This window comes from Pseudomonas sp. RW407, from assembly GCF_003176655.1.
Classification (GTDB): domain Bacteria; phylum Pseudomonadota; class Gammaproteobacteria; order Pseudomonadales; family Pseudomonadaceae; genus Pseudomonas; species Pseudomonas delhiensis.
In genome coordinates, this window is record NZ_QGSL01000107.1 from 140,631 (window position 1) to 158,311 (window position 17,681).

The 17,681-nt window shown below is 68.6% G+C and carries 13 protein-coding genes; 11 read left to right on the forward strand and 2 right to left on the reverse strand.

What is annotated here, in order from left to right; translation table 11 throughout:
• The first annotated feature begins 58 nt into the window (after positions 1–58).
• From gcl to DK254_RS24695, 8 genes are all read left to right on the forward strand, one after another.
• Complete coding sequence (gcl, locus tag DK254_RS24660) at positions 59–1,834, forward strand: glyoxylate carboligase (protein ID WP_109935934.1); 1,776 nt, start codon at positions 59–61, stop codon at positions 1,832–1,834.
• A 127-nt stretch (positions 1,835–1,961) separates the two neighbouring features.
• Positions 1,962–2,744, forward strand: a complete 783-nt coding sequence (gene hyi, locus DK254_RS24665; protein ID WP_109935935.1) for a hydroxypyruvate isomerase — start codon at positions 1,962–1,964, stop codon at positions 2,742–2,744.
• A 118-nt stretch (positions 2,745–2,862) separates the two neighbouring features.
• A complete protein-coding gene (locus DK254_RS24670) occupies positions 2,863–3,753 on the forward strand; it encodes a 2-hydroxy-3-oxopropionate reductase (RefSeq protein ID WP_109935936.1) in 891 nt (296 codons plus the stop codon).
• 343 nt (positions 3,754–4,096) lie between these two features.
• Entirely contained in the window at positions 4,097–5,374 is a 1,278-nt protein-coding gene (locus tag DK254_RS24675) for a glycerate kinase (RefSeq protein WP_109935937.1), read from the forward strand.
• Positions 5,371–6,801 carry a pyruvate kinase gene (pyk, locus tag DK254_RS24680; RefSeq protein WP_109935938.1) on the forward strand — a complete coding sequence of 477 codons (1,431 nt, stop codon included), beginning with the start codon at positions 5,371–5,373 and terminating at the stop codon, positions 6,799–6,801. The genes DK254_RS24675 and pyk overlap by 4 nt, the downstream gene beginning before the upstream one ends.
• A 484-nt stretch (positions 6,802–7,285) precedes the next feature.
• The gene (locus tag DK254_RS24685; RefSeq protein WP_109935939.1) at positions 7,286–8,164 is read left to right on the forward strand and encodes an urea transporter; all 879 of its coding nucleotides are present in this window, start codon (positions 7,286–7,288) and stop codon (positions 8,162–8,164) included.
• A 237-nt stretch (positions 8,165–8,401) separates the two neighbouring features.
• Entirely contained in the window at positions 8,402–9,652 is a 1,251-nt protein-coding gene (sstT, locus tag DK254_RS24690; RefSeq protein ID WP_109935940.1) for a serine/threonine transporter SstT, read from the forward strand.
• 118 nt (positions 9,653–9,770) lie between these two features.
• Positions 9,771–10,769 carry a sulfate ABC transporter substrate-binding protein gene (locus DK254_RS24695; RefSeq protein WP_109935941.1) on the forward strand — a complete coding sequence of 333 codons (999 nt, stop codon included), beginning with the start codon at positions 9,771–9,773 and terminating at the stop codon, positions 10,767–10,769.
• 455 nt (positions 10,770–11,224) lie between these two features.
• Here the strand turns inward: DK254_RS24695 and DK254_RS24700 are convergent, their stop codons facing one another.
• Entirely contained in the window at positions 11,225–12,325 is a 1,101-nt protein-coding gene (locus tag DK254_RS24700; protein ID WP_109935942.1) for a P1 family peptidase, read from the reverse strand.
• Between the two features lie 17 nt (positions 12,326–12,342).
• Positions 12,343–13,707, reverse strand: coding sequence for an APC family permease (locus DK254_RS24705; RefSeq protein WP_109935943.1), 1,365 nt, complete (start codon positions 13,705–13,707; stop codon positions 12,343–12,345).
• A gap of 194 nt (positions 13,708–13,901) precedes the next feature.
• Between DK254_RS24705 and DK254_RS24710 the strand changes: the two genes are divergently transcribed.
• The 3 genes from DK254_RS24710 (at position 13,902) to DK254_RS24720 (ending at position 16,965) form a co-directional block, all read left to right on the forward strand.
• Complete coding sequence (locus tag DK254_RS24710; RefSeq protein WP_109935944.1) at positions 13,902–14,702, forward strand: LuxR C-terminal-related transcriptional regulator; 801 nt, start codon at positions 13,902–13,904, stop codon at positions 14,700–14,702.
• Positions 14,703–14,866: 164 nt separating this feature from the next.
• Complete coding sequence (locus DK254_RS24715; RefSeq protein ID WP_109935945.1) at positions 14,867–15,445, forward strand: HD domain-containing protein; 579 nt, start codon at positions 14,867–14,869, stop codon at positions 15,443–15,445.
• 131 nt (positions 15,446–15,576) lie between these two features.
• Complete coding sequence (locus DK254_RS24720) at positions 15,577–16,965, forward strand: adenylate/guanylate cyclase domain-containing protein (protein WP_109935946.1); 1,389 nt, start codon at positions 15,577–15,579, stop codon at positions 16,963–16,965.
• Positions 16,966–17,681 lie beyond the last annotated feature (716 nt).

Here is a 17,681-nt window from a genome sequence, read left to right on the forward strand (position 1 = left end):
TGGCACAGCCGGCATCCTTGCCCCCAACAAGAAAACCACCGACTCAAGAGGAAAGGTCATGGCCAAAATGAGAGCGATCGAGGCGGCCGTCCTGGTCATGCGCCGCGAAGGCGTGGATACCGCCTTCGGCGTACCGGGCGCGGCCATCAACCCCATGTACGCGGCGATGAAGAAGCTCGGCGGCATCGACCACGTGCTGGCCCGCCACGTCGAGGGCGCCTCGCACATGGCCGAAGGCTACACCCGCACCAGCGCCGGCAACATCGGCGTGTGCATCGGCACCTCGGGCCCGGCCGGCACCGACATGGTCACCGGCCTGTACTCGGCCTCCGCCGACTCCATCCCGATCCTCTGCATCACCGGCCAGGCGCCGCGTGCCCGCCTGCACAAGGAAGACTTCCAGGCGGTGGACATCACCAGCATCGTCAAGCCGGTGACCAAGTGGGCCACCACCGTGCTGGAGCCGGGCCAGGTGCCCTACGTCTTCCAGAAGGCCTTCTACGAAATGCGCAGCGGCCGCCCCGGCCCGGTGCTGATCGACCTGCCGTTCGACGTGCAGATGGCCGAGATCGAGTTCGACATCGACGCCTACGAGCCGCTGCCGGTGCACCGCCCGAGCGCCACCCGCGCCCAGGCCGAGAAGGCCCTGGCCCTGCTCAACGATGCCGAGCGCCCGCTGCTGGTCGCCGGCGGCGGCATCATCAACGCCGACGCCTCGCACAAGCTGGTGGAATTCGCCGAACTGCTCGGCGTGCCGGTGATCCCGACCCTGATGGGCTGGGGCACGATTCCCGACGACCACCCGCTGATGGCCGGCATGTGCGGCCTGCAGACTTCGCACCGCTACGGCAACGCCACCCTGCTGGAGTCCGACCTGGTGTTCGGCATCGGCAACCGCTGGGCCAACCGCCACACCGGTTCCGTCGACGTCTACACCGCCGGGCGCAAGTTCATCCACGTGGACATCGAACCGACCCAGATCGGCCGTGTGTTCACCCCGGACCTGGGCATCGTCTCCGACGCCGGCGCCGCCCTGGACGTGTTCCTCGAAGTGGCCCGCGAGTGGAAGGCCGCGGGCAGGCTGAAGGAGCGCATGGCCTGGGTCGAGGCCTGCCGCGAGCGCAAGCGCACCCTGCAGCGCAAGACCCACTTCGACAACGTGCCGGTCAAGCCGCAGCGCGTGTACGAGGAAATGAACGAGTTCTTCGGCAAGGACACCTGCTACGTCAGCACCATCGGCCTGTCGCAGATCGCCGGCGCGCAGTTCCTCCACGTCTACAAGCCGCGCCACTGGATCAACTGCGGCCAGGCCGGCCCGCTGGGCTGGACCATCCCCGCGGCCCTGGGCGTGGTCAAGGCCGACCCCAGCCGCCAGGTGGTGGCGCTGTCCGGCGACTACGACTTCCAGTTCATGATCGAGGAGCTGGCCGCCGGCGCGCAGTTCAACCTGCCGTACATCCACGTGCTGGTGAACAACTCCTACCTGGGGCTGATCCGCCAGGCCCAGCGCGGCTTCGAGATCGACTACTGCGTGCAGCTGGCGTTCGACAACGTCAACGCGCCGGAACTCAACGGCTACGGCGTGGACCACGTCGCCGTGGTGGAAGGCTTGGGCTGCAAGGCGATCCGCGTGTTCGACCCGAACCAGATCGGCGCCGCCTTCGCCCAGGCCCGCGAACTGATGCAGCAGCACCGCGTGCCGGTGGTGGTGGAAGTGATCCTGGAGCGCGTGACCAACATCGCCATGGGCACCGAGATCGACGCCATCAACGAGTTCGAGGAACTGGCCCAGTCCCGCGCCGACGCGCCCACCGCCGTCTCTCTATTGGATTGAGCCGCTGCTCGACTGACGAAGTACCGGGCCCCGCGTGCAGGGGAGCCGTGGCAGGGATAACCACAACCTGTGCACGGCGGGGCCCACCCTTACGGAAATACGTGTTTCACCACCAGGAGGCCCCGACATGCCCCGTTTCTGCGCCAACCTGTCCATGCTCTTCACCGAGGTGGACTTCCTCGACCGCTTCGAAGCCGCCGCCAAGGCCGGTTTCAGCGGCGTCGAATACCTCTTCCCCTATGACTTCGAGGCCGAGGTCATCAAGGCCAAGCTGCAGGAGAACGGCCTGGAGCAGGTGCTGTTCAACCTGCCCGCCGGCGACTGGGGCAAGGGCGAACGCGGCATCGCCTGCCACCCCGACCGCGTCGAGGAATTCCGCGCCGGCGTCGACAAGGCCATCGCCTACGCCAAGGTGCTGGGCAACAAGCAGGTCAACTGCCTGGCCGGCATCCGCCCGCAGGGGTACGACTGCGCGACCATCGAGAACACCTTCCTGAACAACCTGGAGTACGCCGCCGAGAAGCTCGAGGCCGCGGGCATCAAGCTGGTCATGGAGATGATCAACACCCTCGACATCCCCGGCTTCTACCTGCAGACCACCAAGCAGGCGCTGGACGTCCGCGAGAAGGTGGGCAGCCCCAACCTGTTCCTGCAGTACGACATCTACCACATGCAGATCATGGAAGGTGACCTAGCCCGGACCATGGAGAAGAACCTGGCGGCCATCAACCACATCCAGCTGGCCGACAACCCCGGCCGCCACGAACCGGGCACCGGCGAGATCAACTACCGCTTCCTGTTCGGCCACCTCGACCGCATCGGCTACCAGGGCTGGATCGGCTGCGAGTACAAGCCGGCCACCACCACCGAGGCGGGGCTGGGCTGGCTGAAGAGCCATAACGCGATCTGACGATTTTTTACTGGGTTCCCGCGTTCGCGGGAATGACGGGAAAAACGAATCTTCCCACCGTCACCCCCGCGAACGCGGGGGCCCAATAAACCCCTACGAGAAACCAGGAGACACCCTCATGGCCAAGATCGGATTCATCGGCACCGGCATCATGGGCCTGCCCATGGCGCAGAACCTGCAGAAAGCCGGCCACCAGCTGTTCCTCTCCACCCACCACGACAAGGCCCCGACCGCGCTGGTCGAAGCCGGCGCCGTGGCCCTGGCCAACCCGAAGGAAGTGGCCCAGGAAGCCGAGTTCATCATCGTCATGGTGCCCGACACCCCGCAGGTCGAGGACGTGCTGTTCCGCCAGGACGGCATCGCCGAAGGCGTCGGCCCGAACAAGGTGGTGATCGACATGAGCTCCATCTCGCCCACCGCCACCAAGGCCTTCGCCGAGAAGATCAAGGCCACCGGCGCGCAGTACCTGGACGCCCCGGTGTCCGGCGGCGAGGTCGGCGCCAAGGCGGCGACCCTCAGCATCATGGTCGGCGGCTGCCCGAACACCTTCGAACGCGCCCTGCCGCTGCTCCAGGCCATGGGCAAGAACATCACCCGCGTCGGTGGCAACGGCGACGGCCAGACCGCCAAGGTGGCCAACCAGATCATCGTCGCGCTGAACATCCAGGCGGTGGCCGAGGCCCTGCTGTTCGCCGCGCGCAACGGCGCCGACCCGGCCAAGGTGCGCGAGGCGCTGATGGGCGGCTTCGCCTCCTCGCGCATCCTCGAGGTGCACGGCGAGCGCATGGTCAAGGGCACCTTCGACCCGGGCTTCCGCATCAGCCTGCACCAGAAGGACCTCAACCTGGCCCTGGCCGGCGCCCGCGAACTGGGCCTGAACCTGCCCAACACCGCCAACGCCCAGCAGGTGTTCAGCACCTGCGCGGCCCTGGGCGGCAGCAACTGGGACCACTCCGGGTTGATCAAGGGCCTGGAGCACATGGCCAACTTCTCGATCCGCAAGGACTGAGAAATCGGACCCTAGGATGGCGTTGAGCGCAGCGATACCCATCGATTCATGCAGCATGGGTTTCGCAAGCTCAACCCATGCTACGGGCCAGTCACTGGTTTCCCGCGTTCGCGGGAATGACGGGAACACACTCGGCTTCGTTATGGGAGTGATGAAGCAGAGTTGAAGCATGAACGTCACCCCCGCGAACGCGGGGGCCCAGCGACTCGCTTTCGAACCCCGGCCGGCGTGAACACGGCCTCGCCGGCCGGGCGCTTCGAAGGCATCGCCCAGGCGCTTGCCCCCAGGCGCCTGCGCAATGCCGCAATGAAAGAACAACGACAAGAAACCTGAGGAGCCCCAGATGAGCCTCGACCCACGCGCCCTGCTGCGCGAGCTGTTCGACACTGCCATCGCCGCCGCCCACCCGGCGCAGACGCTGGCCCGCCACCTGCCGCGGGTGCATGGCGGGCGCACCATCGTCATCGGCGCCGGCAAGGCCGCCGGGGCCATGGCCGAAGTGGTCGAGGCGCACTGGAAGGACGAGCAGGTGGACGGCCTGGTGGTCGCCCCCTACGGCTACGGAGCCAACTGCCAGCGCATCGAAGTGGTGGAAGCCGCGCACCCGGTGCCGGACGACGCCGGCGAGCGCGTCGCCCGCCGCGTGCTGGAACTGGTCAGTGACCTCAGCGAAGACGACCGGGTGATCTTCCTGCTCTCCGGCGGCGGCTCGGCGCTGCTCGCCCTGCCCGCCGAGGGCATCTCCCTGGACGACAAGCGCGCCCTGAACAAGGCCCTGCTCAAGTCCGGCGCCGCCATCGACGAGATGAACTGCGTGCGCAAGCACCTCTCGGCGATCAAGGGCGGCCGCCTGGCCCGCGCCTGCTGGCCGGCCAGCGTGTACACCTACGCGATTTCCGACGTGCCCGGCGACGAGGCCACGGTGATCGCCTCCGGCCCCACCGTGGGCGACCCGACCACTTCCGCCGACGCCCTGGCCATCCTCAAGCGCTACGGCATCGACACTCCGGCGCACATCCGCGCCTGGCTGGAAGACCCGCGCTCGGAGACGGTCAAGCCCGGCGATGACTGCCTGTCGCGCAGCTACTTCACCCTCATCGCCACGCCGCAGCAGGCGCTCGACGCGGCTGCCGCCAAGGCCCGCGCCGCCGGCCTGGAGGTACTGATCCTCGGCGACCTGGAGGGCGAGTCGCGCGACGTGGCCAAGGTCCACGCCGGCATCGCCCGCCAGGTGCGCAAGCACGGCCAGCCGCTGGCCGCGCCCTGCCTGGTCCTCTCCGGCGGCGAGACCACCGTGACCGTGCGCGGCAAGGGCCGCGGCGGGCGCAACGCCGAGTTCCTGCTCAGCCTCACCGCCGCGCTCAAGGGCGAGCCGGGCATCTGGGCGCTGGCCGGCGACACCGACGGCATCGACGGCATGGAGAACAACGCCGGCGCCCTGATGAGCCCGTGCAGCTACAAGCGCGCCCTGGCCGCCGGGCTGAACCCGCTGCACGAGCTGGACGACAACAACGGCTACGGCTTCTTCGCCGAACTGGGCGACCTGGTGGTCACCAGGCCGACCCGCACCAACGTCAACGACTTCCGCGCCATCCTGGTCCTCGAGAGTGCCGAGCAATGAACAACGACAAGAAGGTCAAGATCCTCGCCACCCTCGGCCCGGCCATCAAGGGCCGCGAGGACGTGCGTGCCCTGGTGGAGGCCGGCGCCAACCTGTTCCGCCTGAACTTCAGCCACGGCGAGCACGCCGACCACGCCCAGCGCTACCAGTGGGTGCGCGAGGTGGAGGCCGAACTGGGCATGCCCATCGGCATCCTCATGGACCTGCAGGGGCCGAAGCTGCGCGTCGGCCGTTTCGAAGGCGGCGCGGTGGCCCTGCAGAAGGGCCAGAGCTTCACCCTCGACCTGAATGACGCCCCGGGCGACGAGCGCCGCGTGATGCTGCCGCACCCGGAGATCATCCAGGCCCTGGAGCCGGGCATGAGCCTGTTGCTGGACGACGGCCGTATCCGCCTGCAGGTGCTGAACAACCACGGCGACGCCATCGAGACCCGCGTGCTCAACAGCGGCGAGCTGTCCGACCGCAAGGGCGTCAACGTGCCCGAGGCGGTGCTCAAGCTCAGCCCGCTGACCGCCAAGGACCGCCGCGACCTGGCGTTCGGCCTGGAACTGGGCGCGGACTGGGTGGCGCTGTCCTTCGTGCAACGCCCCGAGGATATAGAGGAAGCCCGCGCGCTGATCGGCGACAAGGCCTTCATCATGGCCAAGATCGAGAAGCCCTCGGCGGTGCAGAGCATCGAGGAGATCGCCCGCCTGGCCGACGCCATCATGGTGGCCCGCGGCGACCTCGGCGTGGAAGTGCCGGCGCAGAACGTGCCGGGCATCCAGAAGCGCATCATCCAGGTCTGCCGCCAGCTCGGCCGGCCGGTGGTGGTGGCCACGCAGATGCTCGAATCCATGCGCTTCGCCCCGGCGCCGACGCGCGCCGAGGTCACCGACGTGGCCACCGCGGTCAGCGAAGGCGCCGACTGCGTGATGCTCAGCGCCGAGACCGCTTCCGGCCAGTACCCGCTGGAAGCGGTGGAGATGATGGCCAAGATCATCCGCCAGGTGGAAGCCGAGCCGGACTACCAGGGCCAGCTGGAACTCAACCGCCCGGAACCGGACGCCACCGTGTCCGACGCCATCAGCTGCGCCATCCGCCGCATCAGCCGCATCCTGCCGGTGGCGGTGCTGGTCAACTACACCGAGTCCGGCGCCTCCACCCTGCGCGCCTCGCGCGAGCGGCCCAAGGCGCCGATCCTCAGCCTGACGCCCAACCTCAAGGCGGCGCGGCGGCTGAGCGTGGCCTGGGGCGTGTACTCGGTGGTCAACGAGCAACTGGCCCACGTCGACGAGATCTGCGCCACCGCCCTGGAGATCGCCCTGGCCCAACGCATGGCCCAGCGCGGCGACACCGTGGTGGTGACGGCGGGGCTGCCGTTCGGGCAGCCGGGGAGTACCAACATGCTGCGGATCGAGACGGTGGCGCCGGCGTTGTCGGTCTGAAGAGCCCCTCTCCCCAACCCTTTCCCGCAAGCGGGAGAGGGAGCTGAACGGCAGAAAGCGCAGCGCCGGAGTCACCGGCCACGCCGAACCGCCCCCTCTCCCTCCGGGAGAGGGCTGGGGTGAGGGAAAAAGAGTTCCGGAGCCACGCCCAGGCATGGCTCCACACCGCGTCACTCCCGGACGGACGGGGCCGGGAAAACGGGGCCGCGACCCCGTCCGTCCGGGATTGGCCTTGAACGGCCAGCAGTTCTGTCGGCCATAGCCACCCTCGCAGCCCCACGCAGGCTATGGAGATTCGAGGCCACCCTCCGGCGATCCCGGGGACCGGCCTCTTTTTTATTCACGCCCCAAAATGGTGCCATGGCAGAATGCGCCCGCTGATACCCACGGAGCTTCCCGCGATGCCCTCCCCCGATGGAAGGCACGGCCGCCGACGCGGAACCGGAGAAGCCCCGGACTGCCCCTTCAACTGCCCAGGCCCCCGATGCGCCCACTACCGCTACTGACCCTCTGGCTGCGCGGCTTCAGCCAGGTGTTCCTGCAACCCGCGCCGCTGTTCGGCCTGCTCTGCCTGGCCCTGATCGGCGCCTGCGCCCCCACCCTGCTGCCCGGCGCCCTGCTCGGCGCCACCGCCGGCCCGGCGTTCGCCCGCCTGCTGCGCTGCCGCCAGGCGGATATCGAAGACGGCCTGTACGGCTACAACGCCGTGCTGATCGGCCTGCTGCTGCCGCTGAAGTTCGCCTGGTCGCCGCTGCTGGTGGCCCTGGTGCTGCTCGCCAGCCTCGCCAGCGTGGCGCTGCAGCGCCTGCTGCTGCGCGCCTCGCGCCGGCGCCACGGCCTGCCGCCCTACACCCTGGCCTTCGTCCTGCTCGGCTGGGCCCTGCCGGTGCTCCCGCTGCAGCCCGCCGCGCCCCTGGCCGGGCTGGCAGACCTGCCGTTGCCGGTCTTCCTCGAAGCCACCGCGCGGGCCTTCGGCCAGGTGATCTTCCTCGACGCCCCGCTGGCCGGCGCGCTGATCTTCCTCGGCCTGCTGCTGGGCGCGCCGCGCGCCGCCACCTGGGCGCTGTTCGGCGCGGTGCTGGTGCTGCCGGTGGCGGTGTTCGCCGGCCTCCCCCAGGACGCCGTGCAGAGCGGCCTGCTCGGCATGAACAGCGCCCTGGCCGCCCTCGCCCTGGCCCTGCGCGGCCCTGCCCCCCTCGCCCCGCTGGCCGGCGCCGTGCTGGCGCTGCTGCTGCAACGGGCCATGGTCGCCCTGGGCATCCCCTTCATGACCGCCCCCTTCATCTTCGCCTGCCTGCTGGTGCTGCTGGGCGAACGCCTGCTGCGCCCAACCTCGCGCCGCGCACCGCTGGCCGGCAACTGAGGCGGATTGGCCAGGCGCGCGGGCTGGCGAAGCCCCGCGGCCGTGACGCCATGCCACAGGGCAATCCCCTCCGGGCCGGCATAGGTCAAGGCCGGCCCGGCTTCGCGCCGCCATGCTGGCGGGGCGTGGGCCGGGTTTCCGACGGCCGCCACGCATTTTCCCGCCCGTGACGGCATAATCCGCGCCCTTCCGCGGCCCGCCGGGTTCGCGTTTCCATTTGCAAGCAGCGGTAAGGTCATGACGCTTCCCTCTCCCACCCTCTTCCAACGCATCCAGCGCAGCAGCCTGGTGATGCGCATCTTCGTCGGCATGCTCGCCGGCATCGCCCTGGCCCTGGTCTCGCCCGACGCGGCGCAGGCCGTCGGCCTGCTCGGCAAGCTGTTCATCGCGGCGCTCAAGGCCGTGGCGCCGGTGCTGGTCCTGGTGCTGGTGTGCGCCTCCATCGCCAACCACCAGGTCGGCCAGCGCACGCACATCCGCCCGATCCTGCTGCTCTACCTGGTCGGCACCTTCGCCGCGGCCGTGGTGGCGGTGGCCGCCAGCTTCGCCTTCCCCTCGTCCCTGGTGCTGAACACCGCGGCCGCCGCCGAGGCGGCGCCGCCCGGCGGCATCGGCGAGGTGCTGCGCACCCTGCTGTTCAGCGTCGCCAGCAACCCGCTGCAGGCGCTGCTGGAGGCCAACTTCATCGGCATCCTCGGCTGGGCCGTGGGCCTCGGCCTGGCCCTGCGCCATGCCCGCCAGAGCACCCGCGACCTGCTCGACGACCTGGCCGGCGGCGTCACCCTGATCGTCCGCGTGGTGATCGCCTTCGCCCCGCTGGGCATCTTCGGCCTGGTGGCCAGCACCTTCGCCGAGGCCGGTCTCGACGCCCTGCTCGGCTACCTGCACCTGCTGGCCGTGCTGCTGGGCTGCATGCTCTTCGTGGCGCTGGTGGTGAACCCGGCCATCGTGTTCTGGAAAGTGCGCCGCAACCCCTACCCGCTGGTCTTCACCTGCCTGCGCGAAAGCGGCGTGACCGCCTTCTTCACCCGCAGCTCGGCGGCCAACATCCCGGTCAACCTGCAGCTATGCGAACGCCTGGGCCTGCACGAGGACACCTACTCGGTGTCCATCCCCCTGGGCGCCACCATCAACATGGCCGGCGCGGCCATCACCATCAGCGTGCTGGCCCTGGCCGCGGCCAATACCCTGGGCATCGCCGTGGACCTGCCCAGCGCCCTGCTGCTGTGCGTGGTCTCGGCGCTGTGCGCCTGCGGCGCCTCGGGCGTGGCCGGCGGCTCGCTGCTGCTGATCCCGCTGGCCTGCGGGCTGTTCGGCATCTCCGGCGAGGTGGCCATGCAGGTGGTGGCGGTGGGCTTCGTCATCAGCATCCTGCAGGACTCGGCGGAAACCGCGCTGAACTCCTCCACCGACGTGCTCTTCACCGCCGCTGCCTGCCTGGCCGAGGAGCCCGTTGCGAGCGAGGCCGGCCTGGGCGAGAAACGCTGAAGTCTTGGACGCGCCCCACGGGCGCGTCCTTGCATAAGCAAATAGCCTTTGGGTATTTAAGCGGCATATAACCCACGGGCATAATCGGCAATTCAACACTGCCGAGAAGGAACCGCCCGTGAAACGACTCTTCGCCGCCTCCCTGCTGGCCGCCGGAATGGCCCTGGGCAGCGCCGCCCAGGCCGCGCAGCCGCTGCTCAACGTCTCCTACGACGTGATGCGCGACTTCTACAAGGAGTACAACCCCGCCTTCCAGAAGCACTGGGAAGCGGAGAAAGGCGAGAAGATCACCATCCAGATGTCCCACGGCGGCTCCAGCAAGCAGGCCCGTTCGGTGATCGACGGCCTGCCGGCCGACGTCATCACCATGAACCAGGCCACCGACATCGACGCCCTGGCCGACAACGGCGGGCTGGTGCCCAAGGACTGGGCCACCCGCCTGCCGAACAACAGCGCGCCCTTCACCTCGGCCACCGTGTTCATCGTGCGCAAGGGCAACCCCAAGGGCCTGCACGACTGGCCGGACCTGCTCAAGGACGGCGTGCAGGTGGTGGTGCCGAACCCGAAGACCTCGGGCAACGGCCGCTACACCTACCTCTCCGCCTGGGGCTACTCGCTCAAGCACGGCGGCGATGAAGCCAAGGCCAGGGAATTCGTCGGCCAGCTGTTCAAGCACGTCCCGGTGCTGGACACCGGCGGCCGCGCGGCCACCACCACCTTCATGCAGAACCAGATCGGCGACGTGCTGGTGACCTTCGAGAACGAAGCCGAGATGATCGCCCGCGAATTCGGCCGCGGCGGCTTCGAGGTGGTCTACCCGAGCGTATCCGCCGAGGCCGAGCCGCCGGTGGCGGTGGTCGACAAGGTGGTCGAGAAGAAAGGCACCCGCGCCCAGGCCGAGGCCTACCTGAAGTACCTGTGGTCCGACGAGGGCCAGACCATCGCCGCCGACAACTACCTGCGCCCGCGCAACCCGGCGATCCTGGCCAAGTACGCCGACCGCTTCCCGAAGGTGGACTTCTTCTCGGTGGAGAAGACCTTCGGTGACTGGCGGACCGTGCAGAAGACCCACTTCGCCGATGGCGGGATCTTCGACCAGATCTACACCCCGAACTGATGTAGCGCCCCACGGGCGCGAATCGCGGATGAGATCCGCTCCTACGCCGCCCCACCCGCACCATTCCCCTGTAGGAGCGTGCCCTGCACGCGAAATCGCGGGCAGGGCCCGCTCCTACGGTTCCAGGGAAGCACGATCGTAGGAGCGGACTTTGTCCGCGATAGCCGGGCGTCCCGGTGCGATTCGCGGATGAGATCCGCTCCTACGCCGCCCCACCCACGCCATTCCCCTGTAGAGCGCGCCCTGCGCGCGAAATCGCGGGCAGGGCCCGCTCCTACAGCTCCAGGGAAGCACGATCGTAGGAGCACTTTGTCCGCGATAGCCGGGCGTCCCGGTGCGATTCGCGGATGAGATCCGCTCCTACGCCGCCCCACCCACGCCATTCCCCCTGTAGGAGCGCGCCCTGCGCGCGATTTCGCGGGCAGGGCCCGCTCCTACAGTTGTCCCCCGCCACCTCAGCGCGGCCGCCACCCCACCTCGCGCAGCGCCTCCAGCAACGTCTCCCCCTCCAGCGCCGGCACCAGCGTGCCGTCCGCCGTGCGCATCTCGCGGCCGGCCAGCAGGGCGTTGACGATGGCCTCCTCCACCGCTTCCGCCGCCGCGGCGAACAGCGGCGAGATGTGCTCGTTGTTGAGCATCTGCAGCGGCGTGCTCTGCGGCAGGCCCTTGCGCCCGTAGTCGGCCGGCGGCAGGTCGCGGTTGCCGGTGGCGAAGGCCAGGAAGATGTCGCCGCTGCTGTCCTCGGTGCCGCCGCCGGTGCGGGCGATGCCGATGGAGGCGCGCTGCGCCAGGCGCTGGCACTGGTGCGGCAGCAGCGGCGCGTCGGTGGCGATGATCACCACTATCGAGCCCATGCCCGGCTCGCCCTTTTCCGCGAACGGCGAGGGGATGTCGCCCAGCACCCGGCCCACCGGGTAGCCGTCGACGCGCAGTTCGCGGCGCTGGCCGTGGTTGGCCTGGACCAGCACACCGACAGTCCAGCCGCCCTGCTCCGCCGGCAGCTTGCGCGAGGCGCTGCCGATGCCGCCCTTGAACTCGTGGCAGATCATCCCGGTGCCGCCGCCCACCGGGCCTTCGGCCACCGGCCCGGACTCGGCGGCGACCAGGGCGTCGCGCACGTGCTCGGGGCCGAGGTGCTGGCCCCAGATGTCGTTGAGCAGGCCGTCGTAGGTCTCCATCACCACCGGCATGCACCAGTACACCGCCGGGTCGGCCAGGGCATCGCGCTCGGCGGCCACCAGGGCGTCGCGCACCACGCCGACGCTGTGGGTGTTGGTGATAGCGATGGGCGTGGTCAGCAGGCCGGCCTCACGGATCCACTCCAGGCCGGTGGCGTCGCCGTTGCCGTTGAGCACGTGGGCGCCGGCGAAGCAGGGTTGCAGGCGGGCCTCGCCGGCGCGGGGCTGGAGCACCGTGACGCCGGTGCGCACCTGCTTGCCGCCGCGCTCGGCGACCAGGGTGCTGTGGCCGACGCGGACGCCGGGGACGTCGGTGATGGCATTGAATGCGCCGGGTGTGCCCAGGCCCAGGGTGATGCCGAGTTGACGAGCGCGCATGGGGACTCCTGTGGTCTTCAGAGTTTCTGGAAAGCCGGGCTCAACTTGCCGTAGGTGCTGTAGAGAATCACCGATACGGCCAGTATCCCGATAATGGTCATCACGTCCCGCGCCGAGGCTTCCATCAGCAGCTCGAGCAGCAGGTAGCCGGCGCCGACCACCGCCAGCAGCGCCGGCAGCGGCCACAGCGGCATGCGGTAGGGGTGCTCGCGGTCGCGGCGCAGCACGCGGCTGAACAGCGCGCACAGGGCCACCACCAGGTAGATGAGCACCAGCAGCAGCACGGTGAAGGAGGTCAGCTCCTCCAGGTTGGAGCTGAAGCTCAGCGCCGCCGAGGGCACGCCGAGGAACAGGGTAGCCAGCCAGGGCGACTCCCAGCGCGGGTGGATGCGGGTGAAGGCGCGGTTCAGCGCCGGCGTCCAGAGGGCGTCGCGGCCGCTGCTGAAGATCACCCGGCCGACCTGGATGACGATGGCGACGATGGCGTTGAACACCGAGAGGAAGATGCCGGCGCTGACCAGTCGCGACAGCGTCCCGTTGCCGTGGGCGGTGAGCAGGTAGCCGATGGGGTCGGGGCTGGCGAGCATGTCCTTGAGCGAGGGCGCGCCGATCAGCAGCGCGGTCAGCGGCACCAGCTCGATCACCACCACCAGCACCAGCGACCAGAGCACCGCGCGGTGCACGGTGCGGCCGCCGTCCTTCATGTCCTCGGCCAGCAGCACGGCGCCGCCGAAGCCGTTGTAGGAGAACACCGCGGTGCCCACGGCGCCTATCACCAGCGCCCAGGGCGCCGCCGCCAGCACGCCGCCGTCCAGCACCTGCGGCTGCAGCAGCACGCTCAGCGGCTGGCTGGCATGGCCGAAGCCGAGCACCACTATCACCAGCAGCGCGGCCACTTCGCAGAGCAGGAAGACGCCGGTGACCCAGGCGTTGACGCGGATGTTGAGGATGCCCAGCACGTAGCTGGCGGCGACGATGGCCAGGGCCACGGTCTGGGTGTCGAACTGCGTGCCCAGCGCGCCGTTGAGGTAGGTGGCCGCCCCCGTGCCCAGCACCGGCGGGATGAACAGCAGCGAGACCAGCACGGTAAGGAAGGTGGCGTAGCCGGCCATGCCGCCGAACACGCGCTTGGCGTAGACGTACTCGCCACCGGCCGAGCTGTGCGCCCGGCCCAGCTCGGCGTAGCACCAGGCGAACATCAGCGCCAGCACCGCGGCCATCACGAAGGCCAGGAAGGCGCCGCTGCCGGCCTGCTGGATGGCGAAGGGAGCGATGACGAACACGCTACTGGCTGGGGTGACCGCCGAGACGGTGATGGCGACCACGTCGAACACGCCCAGGCTGGGCTTGAGCACGCCGTCCGGCGCTGCGGGAGAGCTCATGTCGTTTTCCTCGAATTGTTATTGATGGTTGAGGCAGCAACGAAGACCCATGTGGCGCCCTCTGCACGGGGCGCTGCATGGCCCGCAGTCTGGGCGGGCCGGCCCTGGCGGCCAATCACCATTTGGGGTTACGCCCCTTGACGGCGGGGCCTGAAAAGGAGGAAACCGGTTCACCTCTTGCGGAGAGCCCCGGGATGCACAACCTGTTTCGCGAAGTCGGCATGCACGCCAACCTCGGCCGCGCCATCGAGCAGATCGGCCAGCCGCGCTTCTGGAAGCAGCTGATCCTGCTGCTGCACCAGTGGCTGCCGTTCGACAACGCCCTGGCGGCCTTCTACCCCACCAGCGGCACCCCGGTGGCGCTGGAGGAATACGACGCCGTGCCGCAGGAAGGCCCGGCGGCGATGCCCGCCTACCTCAGCGGCCTGTACCAGCTCGACCCCTTCTACCAGGCCTGCCGCGAAGGGCTGCCCAGCGGCCTGTACCGCCTGGAGGAAGTGGCCCCGGACCAGTTCCGCCAGAGCGAGTACTTCCTCAGCTACTTCCACGACAACGTGCTGGAGGACGAGGTGCAGTTCATCCTCCAGCTCCCCGGCCAGGGCGCGCTGTCGCTCTCCCTGGGCGTGCGCAAGCCGTTCGACGCCGAACAGTGCGGCCTGCTGGCGATGCTCTGCCCCTGGGTGCTGGCGCTGCTGCAGCAGCACTGGCAGCAGCGCAGCCAGCGCCTGCTGCCGGCCAGCGAGCCGGTGGCCAGCCAGGTGCGCGACGCCCTCAGCCACTTCGGCGCCGGGGTGCTCTCCGAGCGCGAGCTGGAGATCGCCCGGCTGATCCTGCGCGGCTACTCCTCCAAGGCCATGGCCGAGCGCCTGGCGATCTCCCCGGAAACCATCAAGGTGCACCGCCGGCACCTCTACGCCAAGCTGGACATCTCCTCGCAGCCGGAACTGTTCTCGCTGTTCCTGCAGTCCCTCGGGCACGACCCGGAGAACCCCTGAAAGCCCGCCGGATCAGGCCGGCGAATGCTTCGCGGGCGCCCCATCCAGCGCCGCAATGGGACTGTCCGCCGGGACAGCGGCCTGTCCCGCCAGGCCACTGGCGGGGCCCGCGCGCGGACCTAGACTGACAGCCGTCCACATCACAAGCACAAGAGGACTGCCCGATGAACGCCCGCGCCAGATTCACCCACATGGAAGACGGTACCGCCGAGGACTGGTCGGCCATCTCCCAGCACTTCACCGAGTACGCCGCCCAACTGCCCGACCGCATCCTCGCGCACCTGCGCCTGCTCGACGGCGACTTCGGCGGCTTCCCGGTGGACCGCCTGACCCACTCGCTGCAGACCGCCACCCTGGCCTACCGCGACGGCCGTGACGAGGAATACGTGGTCTGCGCCCTGCTCCACGACATCGGCGACACCCTGGGCTCCTACAACCACCCCGACATCGCCGCGGCCATCCTCAAGCCCTTCGTCAGCCCCGAGAACCTCTGGATGATCGAGAAGCACGGGATCTTCCAGGGCTACTACTTCTTCCACCACCTGGGCCTGGACCGGCACCTGCGCGAGCAGTTCAAGAACCACCCGGAGTACGAGCGCACCATCGAGTTCTGCGCCCGCTACGACGCCGCGGCCTTCGACACCGAGGGCGAGACGCTGCCGCTGGAGTTCTTCGAGCCCATGCTGCGCCGGGTGTTCGCCCAGCCCAAGCGTTCCATCTACATGGCCAAGGAAGCAGGCTGAAACCATCCGCCGGCCGGGGGCGATGAATCGTCACTGGCCGGCGGATGGGCGCTTGGTTAAGATCGCCGGGTCGTACTTGTGGAAGGCGCACGTCAGAATGCGCCATCACCGATCAGGGATAACCCCAGCGCATGAAGCCCAACCGTACCGAAAGGCCGCCCCGACTCGGCTCCGCCCCCCTGCGTGAATACCATTCGCGCGTCCTGGCCTATATCGCCGTGGCTGCCACCGTCAGCGCCGGCACCTTCGGCCAGTACTTCGGCTACGACGCGCTCTGGATGGTGCCCTACGCCCTGCTCTACCCGCACCTGGCGCAGAACCTGAGCCAGCGCTACAAGCACACCCACCCGCAGCAGACGCGCCAGGTGCTGCTGGCCATGGACGCCCTGCACACCGGCGCCGGCGCCGCGCTGCTGGGCTTCTCGGTGGTGCCGGCGCTGATGCTGGTGCTGATCCTGGCCTTCTCCTCGCTGGTGATCGGCGGCCTGCGCACCCTCGGCCTGGCCCTGCTGGTGGCGCTGAGCGCCGCGGTGCTCACCGGCGCGCTGGCCAGCGCGGGCTTCAAGGGCAACGCACCGCTGTTGGTGAACCTGGTCAGCGTGCTGTTCTGCGCCTTCTACATCTGCGTCACCGCCTACTTCATGCACCAGCAGGGCCTGCGCCTGGCCCAGGCCCGCGGCGAGATCACCCTCGAGCAGGAAAAGGCCGCGCGGCTGGCGCACAACCTGGCCAAGTACCTGTCGCCGCAGGTCTGGGAATCCATCTTCAGCGGCAAGCGCAGCGTGCGCCTGGAAACCCAGCGCAAGAAGCTCACGGTGTTCTTCTCCGACATCAAGGGCTTCACCGAGCTGTCCGAGGAGCTGGAAGCCGAAACCCTGACCGACATGCTCAACAACTACCTCAACGAAATGTCGAAGATCGCCCTCAAGTACGGCGGCACCATCGACAAATTCGTCGGCGACTGCGTGATGGTGTTCTTCGGCGACCCATCCACCCAGGGCGCGAAGAAGGACGCCGTGGCGGCGGTGTCCATGGCCGTGGCCATGCGCAAGCACATGAAGGTGATGCGCCAGCAGTGGCGCGCCCAGGGCATCACCAAGCCACTGGAAGTGCGCATGGGCATCAACACCGGCTACTGCACCGTGGGCAACTTCGGCGCCGACACGCGCATGGACTACACCATCATCGGCCGCGAGGTGAACCTCGCCAGCCGCCTGGAAAGCGCCGCCGAGGCCGGCGAGATCCTCCTCAGCCACGAGTCCTACTCGCTGGTGAAGGACGTGATCATGTGCCGCGACAAGGGCCAGATCAGCGTCAAGGGCTTCAGCAAGCCGGTGCAGATCTACCAGGCGGTCGACTTCCGCCGCGACCTGGGCGCCAACCCCAGCTTCATCGAGCACGAGCTGCCGGGCTTCTCCATGTACCTGGACACCAACAACGTGCAGAACTTCGACAAGGACCGGGTGATCCAGGCGCTGCAGCTGGCGGTGGAGAAGCTCAAGGACAAGATCATTCTCTGAGTTTGTGCGGCTGGCTGCCTTCGTAGGAGCGAGCTTGCTCGCGAACGGGGTTTGCCGGTGGCTACGGTGCTGCGTTTAAGAACACCCTCTCCCCAACCCTCTCCCTGAAGGGAGAGGGGGCTGTCCTGAGTGGCGTTGGGGTCAGGCATTATCCTCATGCGTCTTCATTCCCGCGAACGCGGGAACCCAGGGTTCGCGAGCAAGAACTAGGCGTCCCCCTCGATCCTACGAAAAGCAAAAGCGGCTTTTGCTCTGGCATTTGTGTTTGGGACTTCCAGAGAAACAACCGAGCGCACCGGAACGCCCCTTCAGAAGGCCGAGCGAAACCGGCGCTCAGGAGGTCATGCGACATGGATGTCGCTAGAGCCCCGATGGGCTACAGGGACGTACCCTCGGGGCGGGCCTCCGTGGCGGGGGAATTCGTGAGGGTAGCCCGGCTCCATCGGGCCCGTATGTCGGGGCAAGCCTTTTTGGTTACTTTTGTGGCGACTGACAAAAGTGACTCGCCCGAGGGGGCGAAACAAGAAACATCAACGCACTCGGAGCGGCGCGCTACACCAAGCCCCCAAGTTTTTGGGTTATTCCCCTTCGGGCCAGCGCAAGCGCTGTTCGCGATGGAGCCGCGTCCCGCGTTCGCGGGAATGACGGGGTTGAGGTTAGGGGTAGAAGGATGGCGCCTAACCGACGCATCGCTCAGGACAGCCCCCTCTCCCTTC

Excerpts from the sequence above, each read along its gene's own strand:
- DK254_RS24715 (WP_109935945.1), top strand. The coding sequence starts at position 14,867 with ATGAACGCCCGCGCCAGATTCACCCACATGGAAGACGGTACCGCCGAG.
- gcl (WP_109935934.1), top strand. The coding sequence starts at position 59 with ATGGCCAAAATGAGAGCGATCGAGGCGGCCGTCCTGGTCATGCGCCGC.
- DK254_RS24700 (WP_109935942.1), bottom strand. The coding sequence starts at position 12,325 with ATGCGCGCTCGTCAACTCGGCATCACCCTGGGCCTGGGCACACCCGGC.
- DK254_RS24705 (WP_109935943.1), bottom strand. The coding sequence starts at position 13,707 with ATGAGCTCTCCCGCAGCGCCGGACGGCGTGCTCAAGCCCAGCCTGGGC.
- sstT (WP_109935940.1), top strand. The coding sequence starts at position 8,402 with ATGACGCTTCCCTCTCCCACCCTCTTCCAACGCATCCAGCGCAGCAGC.
- DK254_RS24670 (WP_109935936.1), top strand. The coding sequence starts at position 2,863 with ATGGCCAAGATCGGATTCATCGGCACCGGCATCATGGGCCTGCCCATG.
- hyi (WP_109935935.1), top strand. The coding sequence starts at position 1,962 with ATGCCCCGTTTCTGCGCCAACCTGTCCATGCTCTTCACCGAGGTGGAC.
- DK254_RS24675 (WP_109935937.1), top strand. The coding sequence starts at position 4,097 with ATGAGCCTCGACCCACGCGCCCTGCTGCGCGAGCTGTTCGACACTGCC.
- DK254_RS24720 (WP_109935946.1), top strand. The coding sequence starts at position 15,577 with ATGAAGCCCAACCGTACCGAAAGGCCGCCCCGACTCGGCTCCGCCCCC.
- DK254_RS24710 (WP_109935944.1), top strand. The coding sequence starts at position 13,902 with ATGCACAACCTGTTTCGCGAAGTCGGCATGCACGCCAACCTCGGCCGC.
- pyk (WP_109935938.1), top strand. The coding sequence starts at position 5,371 with ATGAACAACGACAAGAAGGTCAAGATCCTCGCCACCCTCGGCCCGGCC.
- DK254_RS24685 (WP_109935939.1), top strand. The coding sequence starts at position 7,286 with ATGCGCCCACTACCGCTACTGACCCTCTGGCTGCGCGGCTTCAGCCAG.